At 71.1% G+C, this 20,333-nt stretch carries 17 protein-coding genes; 9 read left to right on the top strand and 8 right to left on the bottom strand.

Going from position 1 to position 20,333, the window contains the following annotated elements; all coding sequences use genetic code 11:
* Positions 1-25: 25 nt before the first annotated feature.
* Together ACQEVU_RS07425 and ACQEVU_RS07420 are read right to left on the bottom strand one after the other, a co-directional pair.
* Complete coding sequence (locus tag ACQEVU_RS07425; protein ID WP_433321793.1) at positions 26-1,627, bottom strand: family 20 glycosylhydrolase; 1,602 nt, start codon at positions 1,625-1,627, stop codon at positions 26-28.
* Positions 1,628-1,833: 206 nt separating this feature from the next.
* A complete protein-coding gene (locus ACQEVU_RS07420; RefSeq protein WP_433321792.1) occupies positions 1,834-4,815 on the bottom strand; it encodes a PQQ-dependent sugar dehydrogenase in 2,982 nt (993 codons plus the stop codon).
* Positions 4,816-5,165: 350 nt separating this feature from the next.
* Between ACQEVU_RS07420 and ACQEVU_RS07415 the strand changes: the two genes are divergently transcribed.
* Entirely contained in the window at positions 5,166-5,645 is a 480-nt protein-coding gene (locus ACQEVU_RS07415; protein WP_433321791.1) for a hypothetical protein, read from the top strand.
* 31 nt (positions 5,646-5,676) lie between these two features.
* Here ACQEVU_RS07415 and ACQEVU_RS07410 read toward each other — a convergent pair whose 3' ends face one another.
* Positions 5,677-6,807, bottom strand: a complete 1,131-nt coding sequence (locus ACQEVU_RS07410) for a monooxygenase (protein WP_433321790.1) — start codon at positions 6,805-6,807, stop codon at positions 5,677-5,679.
* A 247-nt stretch (positions 6,808-7,054) separates the two neighbouring features.
* On the opposite strand from ACQEVU_RS07410, the gene ACQEVU_RS07405 reads away from it, so the two are divergent.
* Together ACQEVU_RS07405 and ACQEVU_RS07400 are read left to right on the top strand one after the other, a co-directional pair.
* On the top strand, positions 7,055-7,612 hold the full coding sequence (locus ACQEVU_RS07405; RefSeq protein ID WP_433321789.1) for an RNA polymerase sigma factor: 558 nt from the start codon (positions 7,055-7,057) through the stop codon (positions 7,610-7,612).
* A complete protein-coding gene (locus ACQEVU_RS07400; RefSeq protein WP_433321788.1) occupies positions 7,609-8,577 on the top strand; it encodes a CU044_5270 family protein in 969 nt (322 codons plus the stop codon). The genes ACQEVU_RS07405 and ACQEVU_RS07400 overlap by 4 nt, the downstream gene beginning before the upstream one ends.
* Positions 8,578-8,634: 57 nt before the next feature.
* On the opposite strand, the gene ACQEVU_RS07395 is transcribed toward ACQEVU_RS07400, so the two are convergent.
* Positions 8,635-10,002: an MBL fold metallo-hydrolase gene (locus tag ACQEVU_RS07395; protein WP_433321787.1), complete on the bottom strand. Its 1,368-nt coding sequence runs from the start codon at positions 10,000-10,002 to the stop codon at positions 8,635-8,637.
* Between the two features lie 143 nt (positions 10,003-10,145).
* On the opposite strand from ACQEVU_RS07395, the gene ACQEVU_RS07390 reads away from it, so the two are divergent.
* Positions 10,146-11,321 carry a cysteine desulfurase family protein gene (locus ACQEVU_RS07390; RefSeq protein WP_433321786.1) on the top strand — a complete coding sequence of 392 codons (1,176 nt, stop codon included), beginning with the start codon at positions 10,146-10,148 and terminating at the stop codon, positions 11,319-11,321.
* Here ACQEVU_RS07390 and ACQEVU_RS07385 read toward each other — a convergent pair.
* Entirely contained in the window at positions 11,312-11,593 is a 282-nt protein-coding gene (locus ACQEVU_RS07385) for a hypothetical protein (RefSeq protein ID WP_433321785.1), read from the bottom strand. The genes ACQEVU_RS07390 and ACQEVU_RS07385 overlap by 10 nt on opposite strands.
* Before the next feature lie 42 nt (positions 11,594-11,635).
* On the opposite strand from ACQEVU_RS07385, the gene ACQEVU_RS07380 reads away from it, so the two are divergent.
* The 5 genes from ACQEVU_RS07380 to ACQEVU_RS07360 all read left to right on the top strand — a co-directional run bounded on the left by ACQEVU_RS07380 (position 11,636) and on the right by ACQEVU_RS07360 (position 16,412).
* A complete protein-coding gene (locus tag ACQEVU_RS07380; RefSeq protein ID WP_433321784.1) occupies positions 11,636-11,761 on the top strand; it encodes a hypothetical protein in 126 nt (41 codons plus the stop codon).
* A 73-nt stretch (positions 11,762-11,834) separates the two neighbouring features.
* A complete protein-coding gene (locus tag ACQEVU_RS07375; protein WP_433321783.1) occupies positions 11,835-13,031 on the top strand; it encodes a hypothetical protein in 1,197 nt (398 codons plus the stop codon).
* The gene (locus tag ACQEVU_RS07370; protein WP_433321782.1) at positions 13,028-15,010 is read left to right on the top strand and encodes a tetratricopeptide repeat protein; all 1,983 of its coding nucleotides are present in this window, start codon (positions 13,028-13,030) and stop codon (positions 15,008-15,010) included. Before ACQEVU_RS07375 ends, ACQEVU_RS07370 begins: the two co-directional genes overlap by 4 nt.
* Complete coding sequence (locus ACQEVU_RS07365; RefSeq protein ID WP_433321781.1) at positions 15,007-15,492, top strand: flavin reductase family protein; 486 nt, start codon at positions 15,007-15,009, stop codon at positions 15,490-15,492. The genes ACQEVU_RS07370 and ACQEVU_RS07365 overlap by 4 nt, the downstream gene beginning before the upstream one ends.
* A gap of 81 nt (positions 15,493-15,573) precedes the next feature.
* A protein-coding gene (locus tag ACQEVU_RS07360; protein WP_433321780.1) for an IS5 family transposase occupies positions 15,574-16,412 on the top strand; the annotation gives its coding sequence in 2 pieces (ribosomal slippage) (positions 15,574-15,918 and positions 15,921-16,412; 837 coding nt in all).
* A gap of 8 nt (positions 16,413-16,420) precedes the next feature.
* Here the strand turns inward: ACQEVU_RS07360 and ACQEVU_RS07355 are convergent.
* The 3 genes from ACQEVU_RS07355 to ACQEVU_RS07345 all read right to left on the bottom strand — a co-directional run bounded on the left by ACQEVU_RS07355 (position 16,421) and on the right by ACQEVU_RS07345 (position 19,798).
* Complete coding sequence (locus ACQEVU_RS07355) at positions 16,421-16,864, bottom strand: pyridoxamine 5'-phosphate oxidase family protein (protein WP_433321779.1); 444 nt, start codon at positions 16,862-16,864, stop codon at positions 16,421-16,423.
* Positions 16,865-16,981: 117 nt separating this feature from the next.
* Positions 16,982-18,016 (bottom strand): extracellular catalytic domain type 1 short-chain-length polyhydroxyalkanoate depolymerase, encoded by a 1,035-nt coding sequence (locus ACQEVU_RS07350; protein ID WP_433321778.1) that lies wholly within the window; start codon positions 18,014-18,016, stop codon positions 16,982-16,984.
* A 78-nt stretch (positions 18,017-18,094) separates the two neighbouring features.
* Positions 18,095-19,798, bottom strand: coding sequence for a hypothetical protein (locus ACQEVU_RS07345; RefSeq protein ID WP_433321777.1), 1,704 nt, complete (start codon positions 19,796-19,798; stop codon positions 18,095-18,097).
* Between the last annotated feature and the right edge of the window lie 535 nt (positions 19,799-20,333).

Below are 20,333 nucleotides of genomic sequence, written 5' to 3'. Positions count from 1 at the left end.
GTTCGCGTCGCGGCTGCGCCGGCGGTTACGAACCGCTCGGCCAGGTGACCTGGGTCGAGTGGTAGTAGTTGATGCCCATCACGTGCCAGCGCGGCCCCTGTGCGCCGAGGCGGCTCGTGAACGCGGTGGCGTTGTGGGTGCTCCAGGGCGACCAGCCGAGCTCGGCGATCGCGGGCAGGCGCGGGAATGCCATGTACTCGATGTCGGCCGAGGTGACGATGGTCTCGGTCCACAATGGAGCTTCGACGCCGAGCACGGCGGTCTCGCCGACACCGCTGAGGTAGGCGCCGGGATTCCAGTCGTACGCGGTGTTCACGTCGATGAGGCCGGCCCACTTCTGCCCCAGCCGGGTGTTGTTGCGGTACTTCATGTCCAGGTAGGCCTTGTTCGCCGGGGACATGACGACCTTGGTGCCGTTCGCGGCCGCGGCGGCCACGGGCGCGTTGCTGGTGGTGGTGCCCCAGAACTGGGCGACCGTGGACGGCAGCAGCGTCGTGTTGGCCACGTCGTGCCAGCCCATGACGGTCTTGCCGTGCGCGGCGACGATCGGCTGGACTCGGCCGATGAAGGTGGCGTAGTCCGACGCCGTGGTCGAGGACGCCTCGTCGCCGCCGATGTGCATGTACGGGCCCGGGGTCAGCGCGGCGATCTCCCCGAGAACCTGGTCGATGAAGGTGTACGTCAGTTCCATCGACACGCACAGCGAGCTGAAGCCGACCTGCGTGCCCGTGTAGCGGGCCGGGGCCACGCCGTTGCAGTTGAGCTGGGCGTACGAGGCCAGCGCGGCGTTGGTGTGCCCCGGCATGTCGATCTCGGGGACGATCGTGACGTACCGGGCGGCGGCGTAGTTGACGATCGCGGTGTAGTCGGCCTGCGTGTAGTACCCGCCCGGTCCGCCGCCGACCTGCGTGCCACCGCCGTACGCCGCCAGGTTGGGCCACGAGTTGATGGCGATGCGCCAGCCCTGGTCGTCGGACAGGTGCAGGTGCAGCGTATTGATCTTATAGAGGGCGATCTGGTCGATGTACCGCTCGACCTGCGCCACGGTGAAGAAGTGCCGCGCGACGTCCAGCATCGCGCCGCGGTAGGCGAACCGCGGGTAGTCGATGATCCGCCCGCCCGGCACCGGCCACGGCCCCGCCTGCGCGGTCGTGGCGTCGGCGGTCACCGGCAGCAGCTGGCGCAGGGTCTGCACGCCGCGGAACAGCCCGGCCGGCTGGCTCGCCCGCACGGTGATCGCGCCGGCGGTGATGTCGAGCTGGTAGCCCTCGGCGCCGACGCCGGACGGCGCGCCGGTGAGCAGCAGGGCGATCCCGTCGGCGGGGGCGGCGACGGTGGTGACGACCGGCAGCGGCAGCCCGGTCGAGACCCGCAGCCGCGCCGCGAACTGGTCGGCGATGGCCGCCGCCGGCGCGGAGCCCGGCGCGGCGTAGACGGTGGTGGCCGAGGTGATGGCGTAGCTGACCCCGGGCGCAGCGGTGGCGGAGACTGGAGCCGGGACCACCGTGGAGAACGCGACCGCGGTGGCCGCGACGGCGGGGGCTGCGGTGCCGGACACCAGCCCGGCGGTCACGACGAGGCCGGCAAGAGCGGCGATGAGACGGGTTCGACGGGATGCGGTGGTCATGGCGGCCCCTTCGCAGCACGCGCCACCCTGACGACGGGCTCTCGCCAACCATCAGGCATCTACATATCACGATCCCCAGTCACGTCAGGATGGCACGGCCCGTTCTGAATGGCAACCTCCTTTACAAATGCGGAGCCGGGCCGGCACTGGCGTCCGGCCGGTCGGCGAACGCCACCGGCCGGACGCGCGCGTATGCCGCTCCAGGGTCATCTGCCGTAGGTATTGGTCGCCCAGAGCACGTACCGGTCGGTGTTGCGGTACTGGACCAGGTTGCCGTCGTCCTGCAGGACCAGCGTGCCAGCGCCCTTGCCGTAGACGTTCGTGGCCCAGGCCACGCCGCCCTCGGACTTGTAGGCGACCAGGTTGCCGTCGGGCTGGTTGATGAACCAGGAGTCCTGGCGAATGCCGAACGCCCACAGCGCCTTGGTGCCGTTCTTGTACAGCACCAGGTTGCCGTCGAAGTCCTGCAGTACCAGGGTGTAGACGCCGTTCGGCGAGGTGATCTTGTCGCCCAGCACCAGGGCCTGGCCGGTGTTCAACCGGTCCGAGCCGGCCGCGGGCCGCGGTGGCGCCGACGCGTGGCAGCAGGTGTTGCTCGCCCACAGCGCCCGGTGGTCGCTGTCGCGGTACATGACCACGTTGCCGTCGTTCTGTACCACCAGGGTCGCCGGGCCGGCTGGAGAGGCGTTGACGGTGGTCGACCAGCCGACGGGTCGATTCTGCCCGTCCCGCAGCTGGAGAAGACCGCTCTGGTTGATCGCCCGCTGGGCGTCGGCGCGCGGGCCGCTGGCCCATAGGGCGCGTTTGCCGTACTCGTACAGCACCAGGTTGCCATCGAGATCCTGCAGGACGAGCGTGAAGCGGCCGTCCGGCGAGATGATCCGGTCGGAGCCCACCACGCCACGAAGCAGCGACTCGCCGTCGCGCAGGCTGTCCCGGGCCGGCGCGCCGGCGTTGTACGCGGCCGTGTACGTCGTCGCCGTCGTCGGCGCGGTGATGACGTGGGTCTGCGCCCCGCCGTCGGACCAGGAGGCGAACGTGTACGGTGCGGCGCCCAACGCCTGCGGTGTCGGCGCCGATACCGAGTTCGTCGAGCCCTGGATGACCGTCATGGTGAACGGCGTCGTCTGGCTCGTCGAGCCGACCACCAGTTGCAGCCCGTTCGGGCTGCTGTTGAACTGGAGGTTCACCGTTTTCGGCTGCACCACGAGGCTGGACGTGCTGGCGAGCCCGGCCGCGTTGGTCGCGGTGAGGCGGAACTCCAGATACGACGGGTACTCGTGGTCCGGCCCTTTGATCGTGCCGCCGGCCACCCCGGTGAACGTGTTCATCGGGTGCTCGTGGCAGCTGTCCAGCGTGACGCAGTGGTGCAGGATCACCTGCCAGGTCAGTGCCGAGGCCGGCAGGGTGCCCTGCTGCGGGTCGGTCGCGTGGCCGGAGAAGCTGATCGTGTTGCCCACGGCCCACGTCAGCGACGCCGCCGGCGTGTCGATGAACGCGGTCGGCCCTTCGTTGCCGACCGTGATGGTCATCGTCTTCGTGCCGGTCGCGCCGGCCGTGTCGGTCACCTTGAGCCTGGCCGTGTACGTCCCGGTCGTGCTGTAGGTGAAGCTCGCCGTCGGACCGGTCGCGTCCGTGGTGCCGTCGTTGGTGAAGTCCCAGGCGTACTGCAGCAGTCCTTGGTCGGCCGGGTCGGCGTCCCACGACGCACTGCCGTCGAAATTGACCGTCAGTGGTGCTTTGCCCGCCGTCGGGGTGGCCGCGAACTGGGCCACCGGCGGCTGGTTGTTCGGGTAGTACCGGATGCGCCGGATCGTGCCGTCGAGACTCGCGTAGTACAGCTCGCCGCTGGGGCCGATGGCCAGGTCGACCGGGGTGCTGGCGCCGGGGTCGAAGGTGACGATGTTGGCCGGGTTGGGCAGACCGTTGGTGCCGGGCATCATCGCCCAGATGCAGTTGCGGCTGTAGTCGGAGAAGAACAGCGCGCCGGAGTATGCGGCCGGGTAGGAGCCGCCGGAGGTCGGGGCGAAGGCCAGGCCGGAGATCGAGGAGCCGCCGGACGGGCAACTCTCGTTGGCCACGACCTTGGCGGCGTGGTTGTAGGTGTAGTACGGCGCGGTCTGCCCGGCGCCCGCGTAGAGGCTTTCGCACAGCGTCAGGTCGGCGCTGTCGTAGCCGCTCTGCCGGGCGTTGCCCTCGTAGCAGGGCCAGCCGAAGTTGGTCGGCCCGGTGGTCGGCGTGACCACCCGGTCGATCTCCTCCCAGGTGTTCCAGCCGACGTCGCCGGCCCAGATCTCGTTGGTGCCCGGGCGGACCGTCATGCGGAACGGGTTGCGCAGGCCGTGCGCGACGATCCGCCGGGCGTTGGCGTCGGGCGAGGCGGCCAGCGGGTTGGTCGGCAGGGCGGCGCCGGTGGCCGGGTCGAGGCGCAGGATCGAGCCGTTGAGGCCGGTCGGGTCGCCCGTGGAGCGCACGTCCTGGGCGCGCAGTGCGCCGCCCTCGGCGGTCGGCGGGGTCATGGCGTCGTTCGGCGGGTCGCCGCACGGGTTCTTCGGTGTGCCGGTCTGGCCGTAGTCGACGCCGTTGAAGCTGGCGCCGTCGCCGCCGGAGACGTAGAGCGCGCCGTCGGCGCCGAACTTCAGGTCGCCGATGGAGTGGCTCGGATACTGCTGGCACCAGTCGGAGATGAGCGGCTGCTCGGCGCCGGTCGTGTGGTTGCCGGAGGCGGTCAGCTTGGACAGCCGGGCGGAGACCACACACGCGCCGCCGTTGGCGTCGGCGCACACGTCGTTGTAGACGGGCGCCGTCTGCCCGGGCGGCGCGTCGTAGGTGTAGAGCACGTAGACCGAAGGGTCGGTCGGGAAGTTGGGGGCCAGCGCGAGACCGAGCAGGCCACGGTCCCATTGGTTGTGTACCGCCACGGACAGGTCCGCGAACACGTCCGGGACGGGGTCGGAGATGCTGTCGAAGACCTTGATCTTGCCGCCCTTTTCAGCGACGAAGATGCGGCCGTCGGGGGCGAACTCGATGTTCGTCGGGTCGGTTAGCCCGCTGAACACCACCTGTTCCTGAAACCCGGTCGGTAACGACGCCGCGGTGGCGGCCTGAGTGCCGGGGATCGGCATGACGACCGCGGCCAGCAGGCACGTGACCGACGCCGACCGTAACGCGCGTTGCGTCCGCGACATTGCGGTCCTCCATGATGGAGCGAAAACGAGGGGAAATGCGGCTTTTAAGGCAGGGACCGCAACAGCGGTTGAGCCACAATAGCCGCTAGGTAGCTGGCCGTTCTACCGCCGACCGGCCCGCGACGGCCGCCCGCCGGACATATTGCCCGTAACGCAAATGGGTGATGTTCAGCCGGCGGCGTAGCGAATTCCGGCCGGCCGGCGTAATTACCTGACCACGTCACAAGCCCGCACAAAGGTGCGCTCCGCGCTCTGACGCGCTGGCGGCAAGCCGGTCCATTGACAGATGGCTATCAATGCGGTCGACTGGCGACGCTCGCATCTTCCACCCCTCGAGCGGGAGGCTCCTGTTGCGTAAGCTCCTGACCTCCGCCGTCGCAGCCGTCAGCGCCGTCGGCGCGCTGGCGATCGCCGGACCGGCGGCGCAGGCCGCCGCCAGCGCCTGCGTCGGCACCATCCAGATCACGTCATTCGGGTTCAACCCGGCGCAGGTGACACCGGGCCAGAGCAGCACCGCCACGGTCGTCGCGCGGAACTGCACCGCCAGGTCCCAGCAGGTATCGGTCATGACCGTCGCGCGGTTCGTCGGCGCGACGACCGGCATCCCAGCCGGCTGCCCGGTCATCGACCCACTGCCGCCCGCGCGGGTCACGATCGCCCCCCGCGCCTCCTACTCGTCGAGCACCACCTATGTGGTGTTCGCCGGTTGCACCGCGACCGCGCTGGAGGCCACGGTTCGGATCACCGACTCCACCTCCGGCACCCTGCTGGCCACGCAGACCGCCAGGCTGACGATCAACCAGCCGGCGCCACCACCGGCACCTCGGTGACGGCCGGCGCCCCAGGCGGAGGCGGAGGCCGTCAGTTGCCGCGGCTCGCCGCGGTCATCACCACCAGGCCGAGGCACATCTCATCGCTGGTGCCGTCGCCCCAGACCACGTAGCGCGGCGCGCTGCCCTTCAGCTGCGGCAGGAGCCCGCGCAGCGCGGCGTCGTGCGTGCAGGTCACCCGCAGCGTGTCGCCCGGGTGCAGCGCGACCGGCGGGTCGAGCGGGTGGATCGCCTGGTCGTCGAAGTTGTAGTTGGGCACGTCGAGCAGCGTCCGGGCGCTCGACGTGCCCGGATTCAGCTCGATCTTGATGGAGCGGCCGAGCAGGTGCATGTGCCCGGCGACCGCATAGACCGTGGCGGCCTGCGGGACCTCGTGGTCGCAGTGCTGCGTGACGCCGGCCACGGGCGGGTTCCCCTGGTAGCACTGCTCGACCAACTGGTCCTCCGTTGCGCCGATCTCGGCGCCGAAGCGCTTGCCGACGTCGGCCACGGCGGCCGTGCGGTCGCACAGCGGGCCCGACTCGCTCGCCGTGCAGGGCAGCTCGATCGGCGCGGGCAGCAGGCGGGTCTGCAGCGGGGTCATCGCGGCCGCGTCGTCGTTGATGCGCAGCCGGATGCTCGACTGGTCCGAGCCGCCGGCACGACCGCCGGTGGCGAGCAGGTTGTAGTGGACCTGCATCACCATCAGGCTGCCGGGCGGCATCGGGTAGCCGAGGTTCGGCGCGAGCAGCGTCTCGTTGGCGCCGGGAGCCCACGACGCGACCCAGGCATCGCCGTTCACGCCCGAGTCGCCGAAGCAGGTCCAGCCTTCGCCCGGCGAGTCGGCGTCGAGCTTGCGTGCCTGCTCCGCGGCCTCCGGGGCGATCCGGAAGAAGATCGCGTGGTGCACGATGGCGGCATTCTGCGGCAGGAACTGGCTTCCGGTCAGGTACGCCGTCCGGGTGAGCTTCGGATCGATCAGGAAGCAGCGGTACTCGTCGGTGCCGCCGTTCGGCGCCTTCGGCGTATAGGCGGCCGGCATGCTCAGACTCTGGAAGCGCTCGCCGGCGCGCAGCGGAGCGGCCGGCGGCGCCGAGACATGCCCGGCGTGCGGGTCCGACGCGGCGGGGGCGCCGCCGGGCTCGGCGTTGTTCGACGGCGATCCGCACGCTGCGACGGACATCGCCACCGCCAGAGCAACCGCTGCTCGCCTGGCTCGACCGGCAACGCTCATCACGACCTCCCCCGATGGACGCTGGCAAGGATCGATGATTTCAGGCGGCCGGAGCACTCACCTCCGGGTTTCCCCCTAATCAGTGGCCACCGTCCGTACCTTCCGCATCACCACGGCAAGACGCGTTGTAAGAAGTGGGCATGGCCGCGCATTACCTGCAGACGAGACACCTCCGGTACGAAGGAGTGCAGGGCCTGTGACCCATCTTGACGACGGTCGCCGGTTCACCGCCATCTACGACGCGTATCACCGCCAGGTGTACGCGTACGCGGTGACCCGGGCCGGCCGCGACCTCGCCGACGACGTCGTCGGCGACACCTTCCTCAGAACGTGGCGCCGGCTCGGTGTGGTGCCGGCGGAGCCGCTGCCGTGGCTGCTCGGCATCGCGCGCAACGTGATCCGCGAGCAGTACCGCGCCGAGGTCCGCCAGGCGAGCCTCGCCGCCGAGCTGCGGGCCTGGGCCGACGACGCACGGGCCGATGTCGCCGACGGCATCACTGAGAAGGCCGCGATGCTGGCCGCGCTCGCGCAGCTCGGCGAGGACGACCGCGAGCTGCTGACCCTGGTCGCCTGGCACGGGCTCGGGCCGCGGGACGCGGCCCGGGTGGTCGGCTGTTCGACCGCCACGTACTTCGTGCGCCTGCACCGCGCTCGCAAACGGCTGGAACGGGCGCTGGACCAGGCCCCCGCCGGCCCACCGCGAGCGGCTCGTCGCGCCCCCGTTTCCCTTCCGACCCAGGAGTACAGCCGATGAGCACCCACCGTGACACCATGCGCGCGCTGGCCCAGGCCCGTCCGAACCGGCTCACCCCCGATTCGCCGCTGCCCGACCCGTCGACGCTGATGACGTACACCCCGCAACGGTTGCCACAGGCCACCGCGCCGCGGGGACGAGCGCCGCGGCGTCTCGTGCTCGCCGGCGCCGGGCTCGCCGTCGCCGCCGCAGCAGCCGCGGCGGTGGCCCTGCCGGCCGACCGGACCAACCCCGCCGGCAAGGGGACCCGGCCGGCCGACACCACCGCCGCGCAGGGCCCGGTCACCGCCATCGACCTGCTCCTGGTGGCCGCGCAGCGCTACGACGCGACGCTGAACGGCGGCGGCCGGTACTGGGTGCAGCGCGCCACACACGGCGACGGAACCCGCCAGGTCACCGACGAACAGTGGCTCGCGACGCGCGACGGGGATCCGAGCGTCGGCTTCTTCCGCGATCCGTCCGGCGCCTGGTCGGCGCGGCCACTGCAGGGTCACACCGCCGCGAACAACTTCCTGCTCGCCGGCCAGCCGAGGTCCGCCGCCGATCTGTCCGCGCTGCCCTCCCAGCCCGACCAGCTCAAGGCCAAACTGCTGCAGTGGTACACGGGGGAAGGCGAGATGTCGGGCACAGAACTGTTCCTGTTCTACTGCGGCACAGCGATCGTGCTGGACCTGCCCGTTGCCGCACCGGTGCGGGCGGCGGCGTACCGAATGCTGGCCGGGCTGCCCGGCGTCACCTCGCTCGGCCGCGTCACCGACGCCCTCGGCCGTGACGGCATGGCGGTCGGCTTCACCCGCCGCGGCGACAGCGGCACCGACTCGCAGTTGCGACTCATCGTCGCTGCGGGAACCGGTCAGGCGCTGGCCGAGGAGTCCTGGAACGGCGGCCGACGCCTGAGCTACACCGCCGTGCTCAAGGCGGAATGGTCGGACACGGCCCTGCCCAACGCCGCTGACATCCGCTGACACCCACGCCGGGCGGTGCGGGCGGCCCACGGAGCCGCCCGCACCGCCCGGCGGACATCATCGGCCACCGGCGGCGAGGCGCAGCCCGTGCGCGGCGGCATACTCGGCCGGCCCGCCGTCGAGGACCGTCACGTCCGTGCGGCCGGCGCGTTCCAGGATGCTCGCCGCGGTCATCGCGCGCTCGCCGCGCCCGCACGCCACGACCACGCCGTCGGGCGCCTCGAGCGCGTGCTCGGCGAGGGCGCCGAGCTCGAGGCTGACCGCGCCCGGCACGTGCCCGGCCCCGAACTCGCCGCGCTGCCGCACGTCCAGATACCGGCCGGGTGTCGTCTGTGCCGCGTGGACGAACGGCGTGGTGCGCTGCGGGTGCCCGGCGGCGAGCCAGGCGTCCATGCCGCCGGCGAGGTGTCCGGCAAGCCGCTCGTAGCCGATCTTCGCCGCCTGCCACACGAGGTCGTGCAGGTCCTGGCCGGGGCCGGCGATGACCGCGATCGGGGCGTCGCCGGGGACCAGCCAGCCCAGCCAGGTGGCGAACTGCGCGCGCAGCGGGATCGACAGCGCACCGGGGATGTGCCCGGCGGCGAAGGCGGCCGCGGGCCGCGCGTCGACGACCCAGCCGCCGCCCGCGAGCAGCGCCCGCACCGCCGCCGGGTCGAGGGCGGGCAGGGGCGGGGCGCCGGTCAGGACGGCGGGGCCGCGCCGGTTGCGTTCGGCGAGCCGGTCGAAGTACGCCGGGTAGGTGCCGAGGCCGGCCAGGAACTGCCGGACGAACGCGTCCTCGTCGGCGGCGGCGAGCAGCGGGTTGGCGGCCCGCTCCGCGCGGATGGTGCTCGTGCGCTCGGCGCCGGGCGGGGCGGAGCAGAACGACCCGGCCCCGTGCGTCGGCCACACCTCGGTCGCGTCCGGGAGCCCGGTGAGGCGTTGCAGCGAGCGGTACTGCGCGCGGGCCAGCTCCTCGGTGCGGCCGGCGCCGAGCAGGTCCGTGCGGGCGGCCGAGCCGACGATGAGGGACCCGCCGGTGAACACCCCGAGCTCCCGGTCGCCGTCGAGGAGCAGGTAGGCCAGGTGCTCGTCGGTGTGGCCCGGCGTGGCCAGGGCCCGCAGCCGCAGGCCGCCCAGGTCGACCTCGTCACCGTCGCCGAGGCCCAGATGCGGGTACGTGCGGCCGCCCGCCGCGGCGGCGAGGAGCGTGGCGCCGTGGTCGTGGCCGAGCTGCACGGCGCCGGAGAGGAAGTCGGCGTGCAGGTGCGTGTCGGCCGCGAACGCCACCGCCAGCCGTCGCCGCCGCACGGCGGCGTGCAGGGCACGCAGGTCCCGGCACGGGTCGACGGCGAGGGCGCGGCGGTCGCCGAGGTCGACAAGGTACGCGCTGTTGCCCAGCCCCTCGTCGACGAGCGGGATCAGATGGTCTTCGGCGAACCCCACGACACTCCTCCAGGATCCGGCGGCTCGCGGCACCCCCTCCAAGGTCCTACACTATTCCACTGATTTATGGAGGAACTCATGACGGTGCACGACGCCGGCGCGAAGGCGGCGCTGTACGAGGCGTTCGCGGCCAGCGGGAAGCCGTGACCGGCGGCCCCCCGCCGCATCCCGGCCTCGCCGGCGGCCCGGTCTACCTGGACTACAACGCCACCACCCCGGTCGACCCGCGGGTCGCCGCCGCCATGGCGCCCTACCTGACCGCCCTGTTCGGCAACCCCTCCAGCGCTCACCCGTACGGCGCGCAGCCCCGCGCCGCGCTGCAGCGCGCCCGCACCCAGGTCGCCGCGCTCGTCGGCGCCCGCCCGGCCGAGATCGTGTTCACCGGCTCCGGGTCCGAGGCGAACCTCCTCGCCATCCGCGGCGCCGCCCTGGCCGCCGGCCCCGCCCGCCCGCACGTGATCACGCAGGCCACCGAGCACCCGGCCGTACTGGAGACCTGCCGCGCCCTGCAGCGCCTGCACGGCCTCCGGGTCACCGTCCTGCCGGTCGGCGCCGACGGCCTCCTCGACCCGGACGCGGTCGCCGCCGTCGCCGGGCTCGACACGGCGCTCGTGTCGGTGATGGCGGCCAACAACGAGACCGGCGCGCTGCAGCCCATCGCCGAGCTCGCCGCCGTCGCCCGCCGGGCCGGGGCGCTGTTCCACTGCGACGCCGCGCAGGCCGCCGGGAAGATCCCGCTCGACGTCGACGCGCTGGGCGTAGACCTGCTCACTGTCGTCGGACACAAGATGTACGCCCCGAAAGGCATCGCCGCCCTCTACCTCCGCGACGGCGTCCGCCTCGAACCGGTCGTCTACGGCGGCGGCCAGGAGCACGGCCTGCGGGCCGGCACCGAGAACGTCGCCCTCGCCGTCGCCCTCGGCTCGGCCGCCGACCTCGCCGCCGCGGACCTCGCCGGCGGTACCCCCGCGCGGATCGCGGCGCTGCGCGACGACCTGTACCACCGTCTCGCCGCCGGGCTGCCCGGCCGGGTGTACCGCAACGGGCCCGCCGAGCGGTGCCTGCCCAACACGCTCAACGTCAGCATCGACGGCGTCCTCGGCCACGACGTGCTCGCCGCCGCCCCCGCGATCGCGGCCTCCACCGGCTCGGCCTGCCACAGCGGTACCCACACCCCGTCCCCGGTCCTGACCGCGATGGGCGTGCACCCCGACCGGGCCCTCGGCGCGCTGCGCCTGTCCCTGGGCCGCTGGACCACCGACCACGACGTCGAAACGGCCGCGTCCGAGGTCCTCGCCGCCGCCCGGCGCTACTTGTAGCCCCGCTTCAGCAGGTACTTCGCGCCGGCCTCGAAACCCTCCGGGCTGAGCACCTCGAACCCGAACGCGTCCGCGAGGCGGGCGGTGGTGTCGAACGCGGCGCAGACCGCCAGCGCATCCTCGACCTGCATGCGCAGCGTCGCGCGCAGCGGCTCCCGGTCGGCCACCGACCACGCCGACGGGCCGCGCATCGCCGCGTGGGTGAACGCCTTGACGACAGCCTGCCAAATTTCTTCGTACCGGCCCGGCCGAGACGCGAGATGGAACGGCATGGAACGCCGAATCAGGTGACGACGCGAAGGGAGGTGAACGTCATGAACACGACCCTCAAGCCCACCGGCATGAAGAAGATCGTTGTCCGCAAGCCGGGTTCCGTCCGGCTCACGACGATGTGCAACCAGTACGGGTACTGCAACTGTTCCTGCCCTGGGCTCTTCTAGGCCGTAGCGGCCCGCGCCGCCGTCCGCCGCAGGGCGGCGGCGTGCAGAGTGTTGCGTCAGAAAGGTGACTTCCGTGCTGTCAGTCGACTCCGCCGCACCGATCCGGCTCTATCCCTTGCGCTATCTGCCCGAGGGCGACGAGGTCGTTGTGGGCCGCACCGACACCGACTCCTACGGACTGTTTCCCGCCGACGGAGCCGAACTGCTGCAGGAGCTGGCCGGCGGGCGCTCGCCCGCGCAGGCGGCGGCCTGGTACGAACAGCGCCACGGCGTGCCGGTCGACATCGACGAGTTCATCGACACGCTGCGCGAGCTCGCCTTCGTGCGGCCCGACGGCGAAACCGCGGCCGATACCGCCCGCCCGGTGCGCTGGCAGCGGCTCGGGCGCGCGGCCTTCTCACCGATCGCCGTCGTCGGCTACGTCCTGCTGATCGCGGCCACCATCGCCATCTGCGTTCAGGACACCCGGTTCGTGCCGACGCGCGGCAACGTGTTCTTCACGCACTACCTCGTCGTCATCGAGGTGTGCCTGTTCTTCCTTCAGGTGCCGTTCGTGCTGTTCCACGAATGGTTCCACGTGCTGGCCGGTCGGCGTCTCGGGCTGCGATCGTCGCTTCGGATCAGCCGCCGGATGTACTTCCTGACGTTCGAGACCGTGCTGGACGGTCTCGTGGTCGTCCCGCGTCGCCAGCGCTACCTGCCCATGCTCGCCGGGCTGCTGGCCGATCTGCTGAGCATGTGCGCGCTGACGGTCGCCGCCTGGCTGATGGCGACCCCCGGTGAGCCCCTGTCCTGGCCGGCCGGCCTGTGCCTGGCGCTGGCGTTCATGACGCTCCCCCGCGTGTTCGTACAGTTCTACTTCTTCCTGCAGACCGACATCTACCACCTCGTCACCACCGTCATGAACTGCGTCGACCTGCACACCACGGCCCGGCAGATGCTGGCCAACCGCATCTGGACCCTCCGGGGCCGGCCCGAGCGCGTGGTCGACGGCTCGCGGTGGCACCCGCGAGATGTCGCGGTCGCCCGGTGGTACGCGCCGATGTACGCGATCGGCTATGTATTGCTCATCGTGAGTCTCGTGCTCATCACGGTCCCCGTCGCCTGGCGGTTCTTCAGCACCGCCGTCCGCACGGTCCTCAATGGATCCTCATCCCCCGCCCATTTCTGGGACGCGGCGCTGCTGCTGGCGATGACCGCGCTCCAACTCGGCCTGGCCGGCATCATCGCCCTCCGGGACCGCCGTCGCCTTCGTAGGAGGACATCGTGACCGCATCCCGTCATCTGTGGCTGCACGGCATCGGTCCCGCCGAGCGGGTCAGGCGGCTGGCCGAACTCGACGCGCCGCTGGTCGTCAGCGCCCATCGGCGGCTGCGCGGCCCGTACACCGCCGCCGGAGCGGTACTGCGTGAGGTCGTTCCCGGCCTCGTCGCGAGCCGGCCTCGCCTGGTCCAGGCCCACGACGTCGAGGTGCTCGCCGCCGCGCCGGAACTCGGCCGCCTCGTGACCTCGCGCCGGGAGACCCAGACTTCGCTGGCCGACCCGAAGAGCCGGACGCGCTACTACCCGCACGCGTACACGACCCGGATCGCCCACGGCATCACCACGCTGCTGAAGCAGGGGATGTCCGGGCCGCGGACGCTGGTGATCGAGCAGGCCGAGCACGCCGACCGCACCGATGCCGACTGGCTCTCGATCATGCTGCGCCGCATCGATCCGTCCCGGCTGAACATCGTCGTGTGCTCCGCCGCGGACTCCGAGCTGGCGCCGCCGCTGTCCAGTGCCCTCCAGCTGTACGCCGATGAGGTCGCCGGCGCCGGATCCTCGCTGACGCCGGCTCTGCCGGACGACCCGCACCAGGTCCGCGCCCTCGCCCGGGCCTATGTGGCCGGCGACTGCACCGACGACGACCCGTTGCTCGTCGCCGCCTACCTGGCCCTGCCCGTGCCGGACCGTTCGATGTTGCACGACGCCCGGGCCGACGCGCTCGATGCCCGCGACGAGGTTTCGCTGCGCATCGGGGCGATCGTCCACCATCGTCTCCATGGGACAGACCCGCTCGGCGTCGGCCTCGATGTGCTCGACGCCGCGCTGGAGCACTGCATGATGAAGGGCTACTACGATGCGGTGCTGGAGTACGGAGCCCGCGTGCTCGAGCTGTCCAGCTGGGACACCGAGCCGGAGCGGTGCTGGCTGGCCACCACGAAGATGGCGACCGCGATGTCGGTGATGGCGCGGGCCGGGGAGGCGCTGGCGTTGTTCGACGCGGCGTGCGCCGCCTCGCCGTCGGTGGCCGTGCACATGCAGGCCGCCTACGGGCGGGCGATGCTGTACACCCGCTACTTCGAGCCCGAGCGGCGCGACCTGCTGCTGGCCAAGATGTGGGTCAACAACGCCATCGCGATCGCGGCCGGCATCGCCGACGAGAAGCGCAAGGCCTACAACGTCACGTTCAACGAGAACGGCCTGGCCCTCATCGAGATGCACCTGGGGGATCCCGAGAAGGCGCTGCAGATCGTCGATGCGGGCCTGGCCCGGCTCGACGCGCAGCTGTCCGAGGAGGAGCAGGGGCAGCATCGTTGGGTGCTGCGCTACAACCGGGCCCAGCTCATCGCGCGTCTCGGCCAGGTGGAGCAGGCCGTTCGCGACTATGACGACGTCATCGCGACCGACCCGAACCACTCCGACTACTACCTCGAACGGGCCGCGCTGCTGCGGCAGCTGGGCGACAACGAGCGGGCGCTGGCCGACTACGACGAGCTGTGCCGCCTCGCGCTGCCCTACCCCGAGTCGTTCTACAACCGGGGCGACACCAAGGCGGAGCTGGGCGACATCGAGGGGGCGCTGGCCGACTTCGACTACGTGCTCGAGCTGGACCCGGAGTTCCTCGACGGGTACGTCAACCGGGCCGCGCTGCGCTACGAATCGGGTGACGTGGCCGGCGCCGCCGCCGACGTGGCCACCGGGCTCGCGTTGTCGCCGGCCGAGCCGCACCTGCTGTGCACCCAGGCCCTGCTGGCCGCCGACGACGGACGCCCACACGATGCGGCCGCACACTACGAGCAGGCGCTGGCCCTGGACCCGGCCATGGTCGGCGCGTGGGTGAACCTGGCCGTGCTCCACTACGAACAGGGTCGGCTCGACGAGGCGGTGCGATGCTTCGACCGCGCGCTCGAACTGACCGACGATCCCGATGTCGCCGCCAACCGGAGCCTCGCCCATGCGGAACTGGTCGGAGCGCGGCCGTGAGCTCCCGTGACCCGCTGCGGGACGTCCTGGCGCAGGTGGCGATGCCGGTGGCCATCGTCACCGCGCTGGACCGCGCGGGGAACGCGCACGGGCTCACCGTCGGCTCGCTGTGCTCGCTGTCGGCCTCGCCACCCCTGCTGCTGGTCTGCATCGACCGACGGGGACACTCAGGCCGGCACATCGTCGCCGCCGACCGGTTCGGGGTCAGCGTGCTCGCCGCGGAACACGAGCACCTCGCCCGGGCGTTCGCCGCGCACGGTTCGCACAGCTTCGGCCCGGCGTTCACGTTCGAGGACGGGCTGCCGGCCGTACGCAACGCCCTGGCCTGGCTGGCCTGCGATCGGAGCGAGGTCGTCGACGGCGGCGACCACCACATCCTCATCGGCCGGATCAACGCCGCGCGGCACGGCCTGGCATCGCCGTTGATGTACCACAACCGGCGGTACGGCCACCTCGACACCGCCTGCCTGTCCATTGCCTGACGCGGTAGGTTGCGGGTGTCGCTCACAACCCCCTAAGACCGCGTCTCATTTGGGTTGCAGGCCGGGTAAGGTGTTCGGTCGATGGCTGTGACCGATGTAGATAAATATTGTCCGGAATCGTTGTGGCTGCTGGCTCGTGAGTTGCTGCCGGCTGCGCCGCAAAGGCACCAGGGCGGTGGACGCCGCCGGGGTGATGACCGGGCGTTGCTGGCGGCAATGTTGTATGTGCTGCAGAGCGGGTGTTCCTGGCGTGCGTTGCCGGCGTCGTTCGGGGTGTCGCGGGCGACCACGCACCGGCGGTTCACCGAGTGGGTCGAGGCGGGGGTGTTCGTCGCGCTGCACCGGGCGGTGCTGGACATCCTCGGCGCTGCCGGGCGGATCGACTGGTCACGGGCGTCGGTTGACGCGATGCACGTACGGGCGTTGAAAAGGGGGATCTGACCGGTCCCAGCCCGGTGGACCGCGGCAAGCCGGGTTCCAAGATCCATGCGTGCAGCGACCGGGCCGGGATACCGCTGACCGTGTGCGTATCGGCGGCCAACGTCAACGACCACCGGATGCTCGAAGCGGTGGTCGATTCGATCGCCCCGATCCGTCAGCCGGTCGGCCGGCCTCGCCGCCGCCCACGCAAACTGCATGGCGACAAAGGCTACGACTACTCCTCCTGCCGCAGGGCCCTGGCCAAGCGGGGCATCATCGCCCGGATCGCCCGCAAGGGCATCGAATCCTCCACCCGCCTCGGCCGGCACCGCTACGTCATCGAACGCACCCTCGAGTGGGTTTCCCGGTTCCGGCGCCTGACCCGCCGCTACGAACGCAAAGCCGCCCACTTCACTGCTTTCCTGCACCTCGCCTGCGCCGTCATCTGCTTTCGCCGCGCCACACGACTCCACCTTATTGCGACAAACAACCCCAAATGAGACGCGGTCTAAACCGCATGCGTCAGACCGTACGTGTCGGACCACGCCCGTTTCAGGTCGTCCTCGCTCCAGTGCCCGAACATGTAGGCGGGCGAGTCCACCGGCAGCGCCCGTTCAACCCGGATCAGCACCGCCTCGTGACACGGGTAGGCGGGGCCGTGGGTTTCCAGCACCCACTGGCGGGACCAGGCGTACACGGGGTCGCCGTCGCCGCGCAGCTCGGCGTGTCCCCTGAAGCGATAGCCGCGCCTGAGGAGAAAGTCGACCACATTCACCTCGAGCCGGGGGTCGCGTCGCAGGTTCGCCACCGTCGTGGGCGAGGCCATGTTCATGAAGACCAGATGATCGTCGTCGTAGACGCGCAGGGAACCTTTCGGAGAGAGGTTCGGGAAGCCGTCCTCGCAGACCGTCGCCACGAATGAGAGCCTCGCGCTGTCGACGATCTTCCGCATGTCCTCCGTGATGATTCCCACCGCTTCCCCGCCCTTCATGCCGCGCCGAGTTCAGGCTTCGCTACCCGGCCAGCCCTGGTCCCTCTCACCCGGGCAGTGTGAGAAGGACCAGGGCTCTCAGCCTTTGCGCGGGTGAGCGCTGAAGAACTGCCAGATCGTGTCGGTCGCGTTCAGCGCCGTCGACGGCGGCGGCAGCCCGAGCAGCTTCTCCACCGCCGGCATCGGCGTGCCGCCCGGCCACTGGTGCCCGGCTCCCGCGATGCTGATCAGCTCGACGTCGCGCCCGTCGGGGCAGTGCGCCAGCGACGTGGTGACCGAGCCCGCGGTGTGTGTCTGCGGTGCGGCACACCGCGCGACCTTCCGCCAGTTGGCGATCTGGTCGGGCACCGAGCCGCCGTCGATCTTGACCGGAATCAGCCCCACGCCGTCGTTGTTCATCTTTCCCGGCTGGCCGTCGTACGGGACGATGTCGTCGCCGGTGCCGTGTACGTGGATCACGGAGATCGGTGCCGGCGACGGGCAATCCCCGAGCAGCTTGCCGGCCACCACCCCGACCGCGGCGAACGTGGTGGTGTCGCAGGCCAGCCGGTAGGCGAGCATCCCGCCGTTGGAGATTCCCGTGGCGTAGGTCCGGGCCGCATCGATCGGCAGGTCGTTCGAGACCTCCCCCACCATGGCCTTGATGAACGCCACGTCGTCGACGCCGCCGTTGACCGAGGGCCCGCAGCAGTCGGCGCTCACGACCCAGGATCGCAGGAGCCCGTCCGGGTATGCGACCACGAAACCCTTGCGGTCGGCCTCGGCATTCCAGCCGTAGGCCATCTCCGCCTGCGTGCCGTCACCGAGGGCGCCGTGCAGCATCACGACCAGCGGTACCGGCTTCGACATCGACAGGTTCGCCGGCCGGTACAGACGATACGTGCGCTTCCTGCCGTCGACGGTAATGGTGTGGTCGGTCGAGCCCGTGGCGACGGCCGGGCTGCGGGGCTTGGCCGCGCCGGCCTTGGGCGTGCTCGCAGCGGTCGGCGTGGCCGTGCCCTGCCCCTGCTGCTGTGCGGCATCGCAGGCGATGAGCATGATGAGCACGCCCACGGCCGCCACCGCCCACGCGGCCCGCCCGACGGACGCGCCACTGCTGGTTCGCCATTTCATGAAGCCTCCCCCTCGCTCTCGTCGGTGGTGACCGCCGGCCGGCCGGCGTCGTGCGCCGGCCGGCCCGCGGGGTTGGCGTTACCGGCGGTAGGTGGTGGCACGCAGCCGGAGCAGCTCCCAGCCGCCCTCGGGGACGTTGTCACCCTTGTCGGTCCGCAGGTTCATCGGATTGGCCATGCCGAGGTAGATCGACGATCCGTCGGTCACCATGTTGCGCACGCCGTAGTTGAAGTAGTTGCCGAGCCCGGTGGTGTTCACCGGCCGGGCCGCCCTCTGCGGGCCGTCGAACACCCACAGGTCGGCGCCGTACGACTTCGGGTCGGGAGTGCCGAACGCGGCCCGGACCCCCGGCAGCGCCTTCGCCGGCGCGTACTGGCTGATGTAGCCCCAGTCCATCGTGCCGACGTACAGCGAGCCGCCGGCGACCACCATCGACCAGGTGTAGTTGTTGTAGGGGTTGCCGAATCCGGCCGAGCCCCACTTGGGCTTGTACCCGGTCGAGGCGAGCCGCCAGGCGCCGGCGCCGTTGTTCGCCTTCGGGTCGTACGCGGGCAGCTGCGACGCCCCGTAGAGCAGGTCGACCGCCGGGCGGCCCTTGTCGAAGTTGGCGGCGCGGAAGATGCTCGCCGTGCGCTGCGTGTTCTTCACCGCGAGCCCGCCCTGCTGGTCGTTCGCCGGCGGGTACTGCTTCACCATCGCCGCCGTGGCCTGCACCGGCACGTGCATCGTGCCCCAGTACAGGTAGCCGCCGTACGAGGCCAGCGAGCCGAGGCCGTACGTCTTGGCCACGACCGGGTCCGGCTCGTACTGGCTCACGCTCCACACCTCCCGCCAGCTCGCGGCGTCGTCCTTGGTCAGGCCGGGCTGGCCCTTGGCCAGAGGCGCGCTCATCCACACGCCGGCCTCGGTCGCCTTGGTGTTCCCCCCGGCGCTGGGCCACGTGGTGACGAAGATCCGGCCCTGGTGCACGACGAGGTCCGCGACCTGCGACGGCAGGTAGCCCACCGCGTTGAACTTGAACGGGTCGGACTTGTTGCCGGCCCAGCGCAGCACCGCGCCGCCGCCCTGGCCCTCGGGGCCGATGCCGACGCCGGCGTAGAGCGCACCGTCGGCCACGACGAAGTGCCGGATGTTGCCGTACTGCTGGAGGCTCGTCGACCCGAGGTACTTGCCCGAATTGCTGTCGAACGCGAAGAGGTTGATGCCGAGCAGGCCCGGCCCGCCGAGCAGCACCACGCCGTTGTACGTGCCGGCGGCACGCATGCCGACGGTCGTGTTGAGCCGCAGGCGGTCGTTGGTGGACGCCTTGTTGATGTCGTCGGTCTTGTCGATCAGCCGGCGCGACGACGTCTGGTAGACGTACACCTTCGGCGCCCGCCAGTCGCCCAGCGCCGCCGCCATGTTGCCCAGGCCGCCCAGGTTGCCCAGGCCGCTGGTCTTCTTGGCCAGCTGGCTGGAGCCGTACTCACACGCGTAGTCGTCGTTCTGGGTGGGCGTCGTCTGCGCGAGGCTCGTGCCGAGCGTGAGGCACTGGACGTTGGCGCCCGTTCCGAACCAGACCTTGTCGCCCGCCTGGGCCAGGCCCCACACGTACGACTGGTTCACCTTGGCCTTTCCGGTCTTGCAGGGCGGCCCCGGCGGGTACGGCTGGCCGATCCCGGCGAAGCACTCGTCCGGCGCGGCCTTCGCCAGCAGTTCCGGCACCGAGGCCGGCCGCGCCGTCTGGGCCGTGACGGCGCCGTTGGCGGCCGGCGCGGCGACGAGCACGGGGATGACCGCCATGACCGCGGCAGGTAGCAGAGATCGGGCGAAGAACCGGATCCTGTGCATGCTTGTCCTTTCATCAGGTACAGGTCCGTCGGCGGCAGCCGCGGACGTCGAAAAGGCTGAAGAGAGCAGGGATCTACCGGCGGCAGGGCGGCTGCCGCCTCGGGCGGATGACGTGCACTGCGAACACAGCGATGCCCGCGCCCTGGGCGGAGCGGGCGGGAAAGGCGCCGGCAGGCGGTACAGCATTCGAAGTCCGGCTGGAAACCCAGCGGAGCGGACGGACTGTGCCATGCGTGCGTCTCGCCGTGGCGCGGAAGGGTCCGCAGCGGCTCAGCCCGAGGCATCTACAACCAGGTTTGTATCAGACCGCCGACGCGCGAACCGGACGATCGGCGAAGAGAGTCCTGAATAACCTGGGACAAACCTCATGGCCGTGTTGTACGAATAACGTGTCGCGGCCACAACCTGCTGGAAAGCGCCGCGGACGAGCCGGCTGCGGACGCCGGCGGCGCGCACGCCGGACGTGAGCATCCTTCGGCCCTTCGGC

Origin of the sequence: Dactylosporangium sp. CA-139066 (genome assembly GCF_050936175.1) — a bacterium.
Lineage (GTDB): Bacteria > Actinomycetota > Actinomycetes > Mycobacteriales > Micromonosporaceae > Dactylosporangium.
Note: the sequence above shows the minus strand (reverse complement) of the source record. Positions and strands in the feature narration are given on the sequence as shown.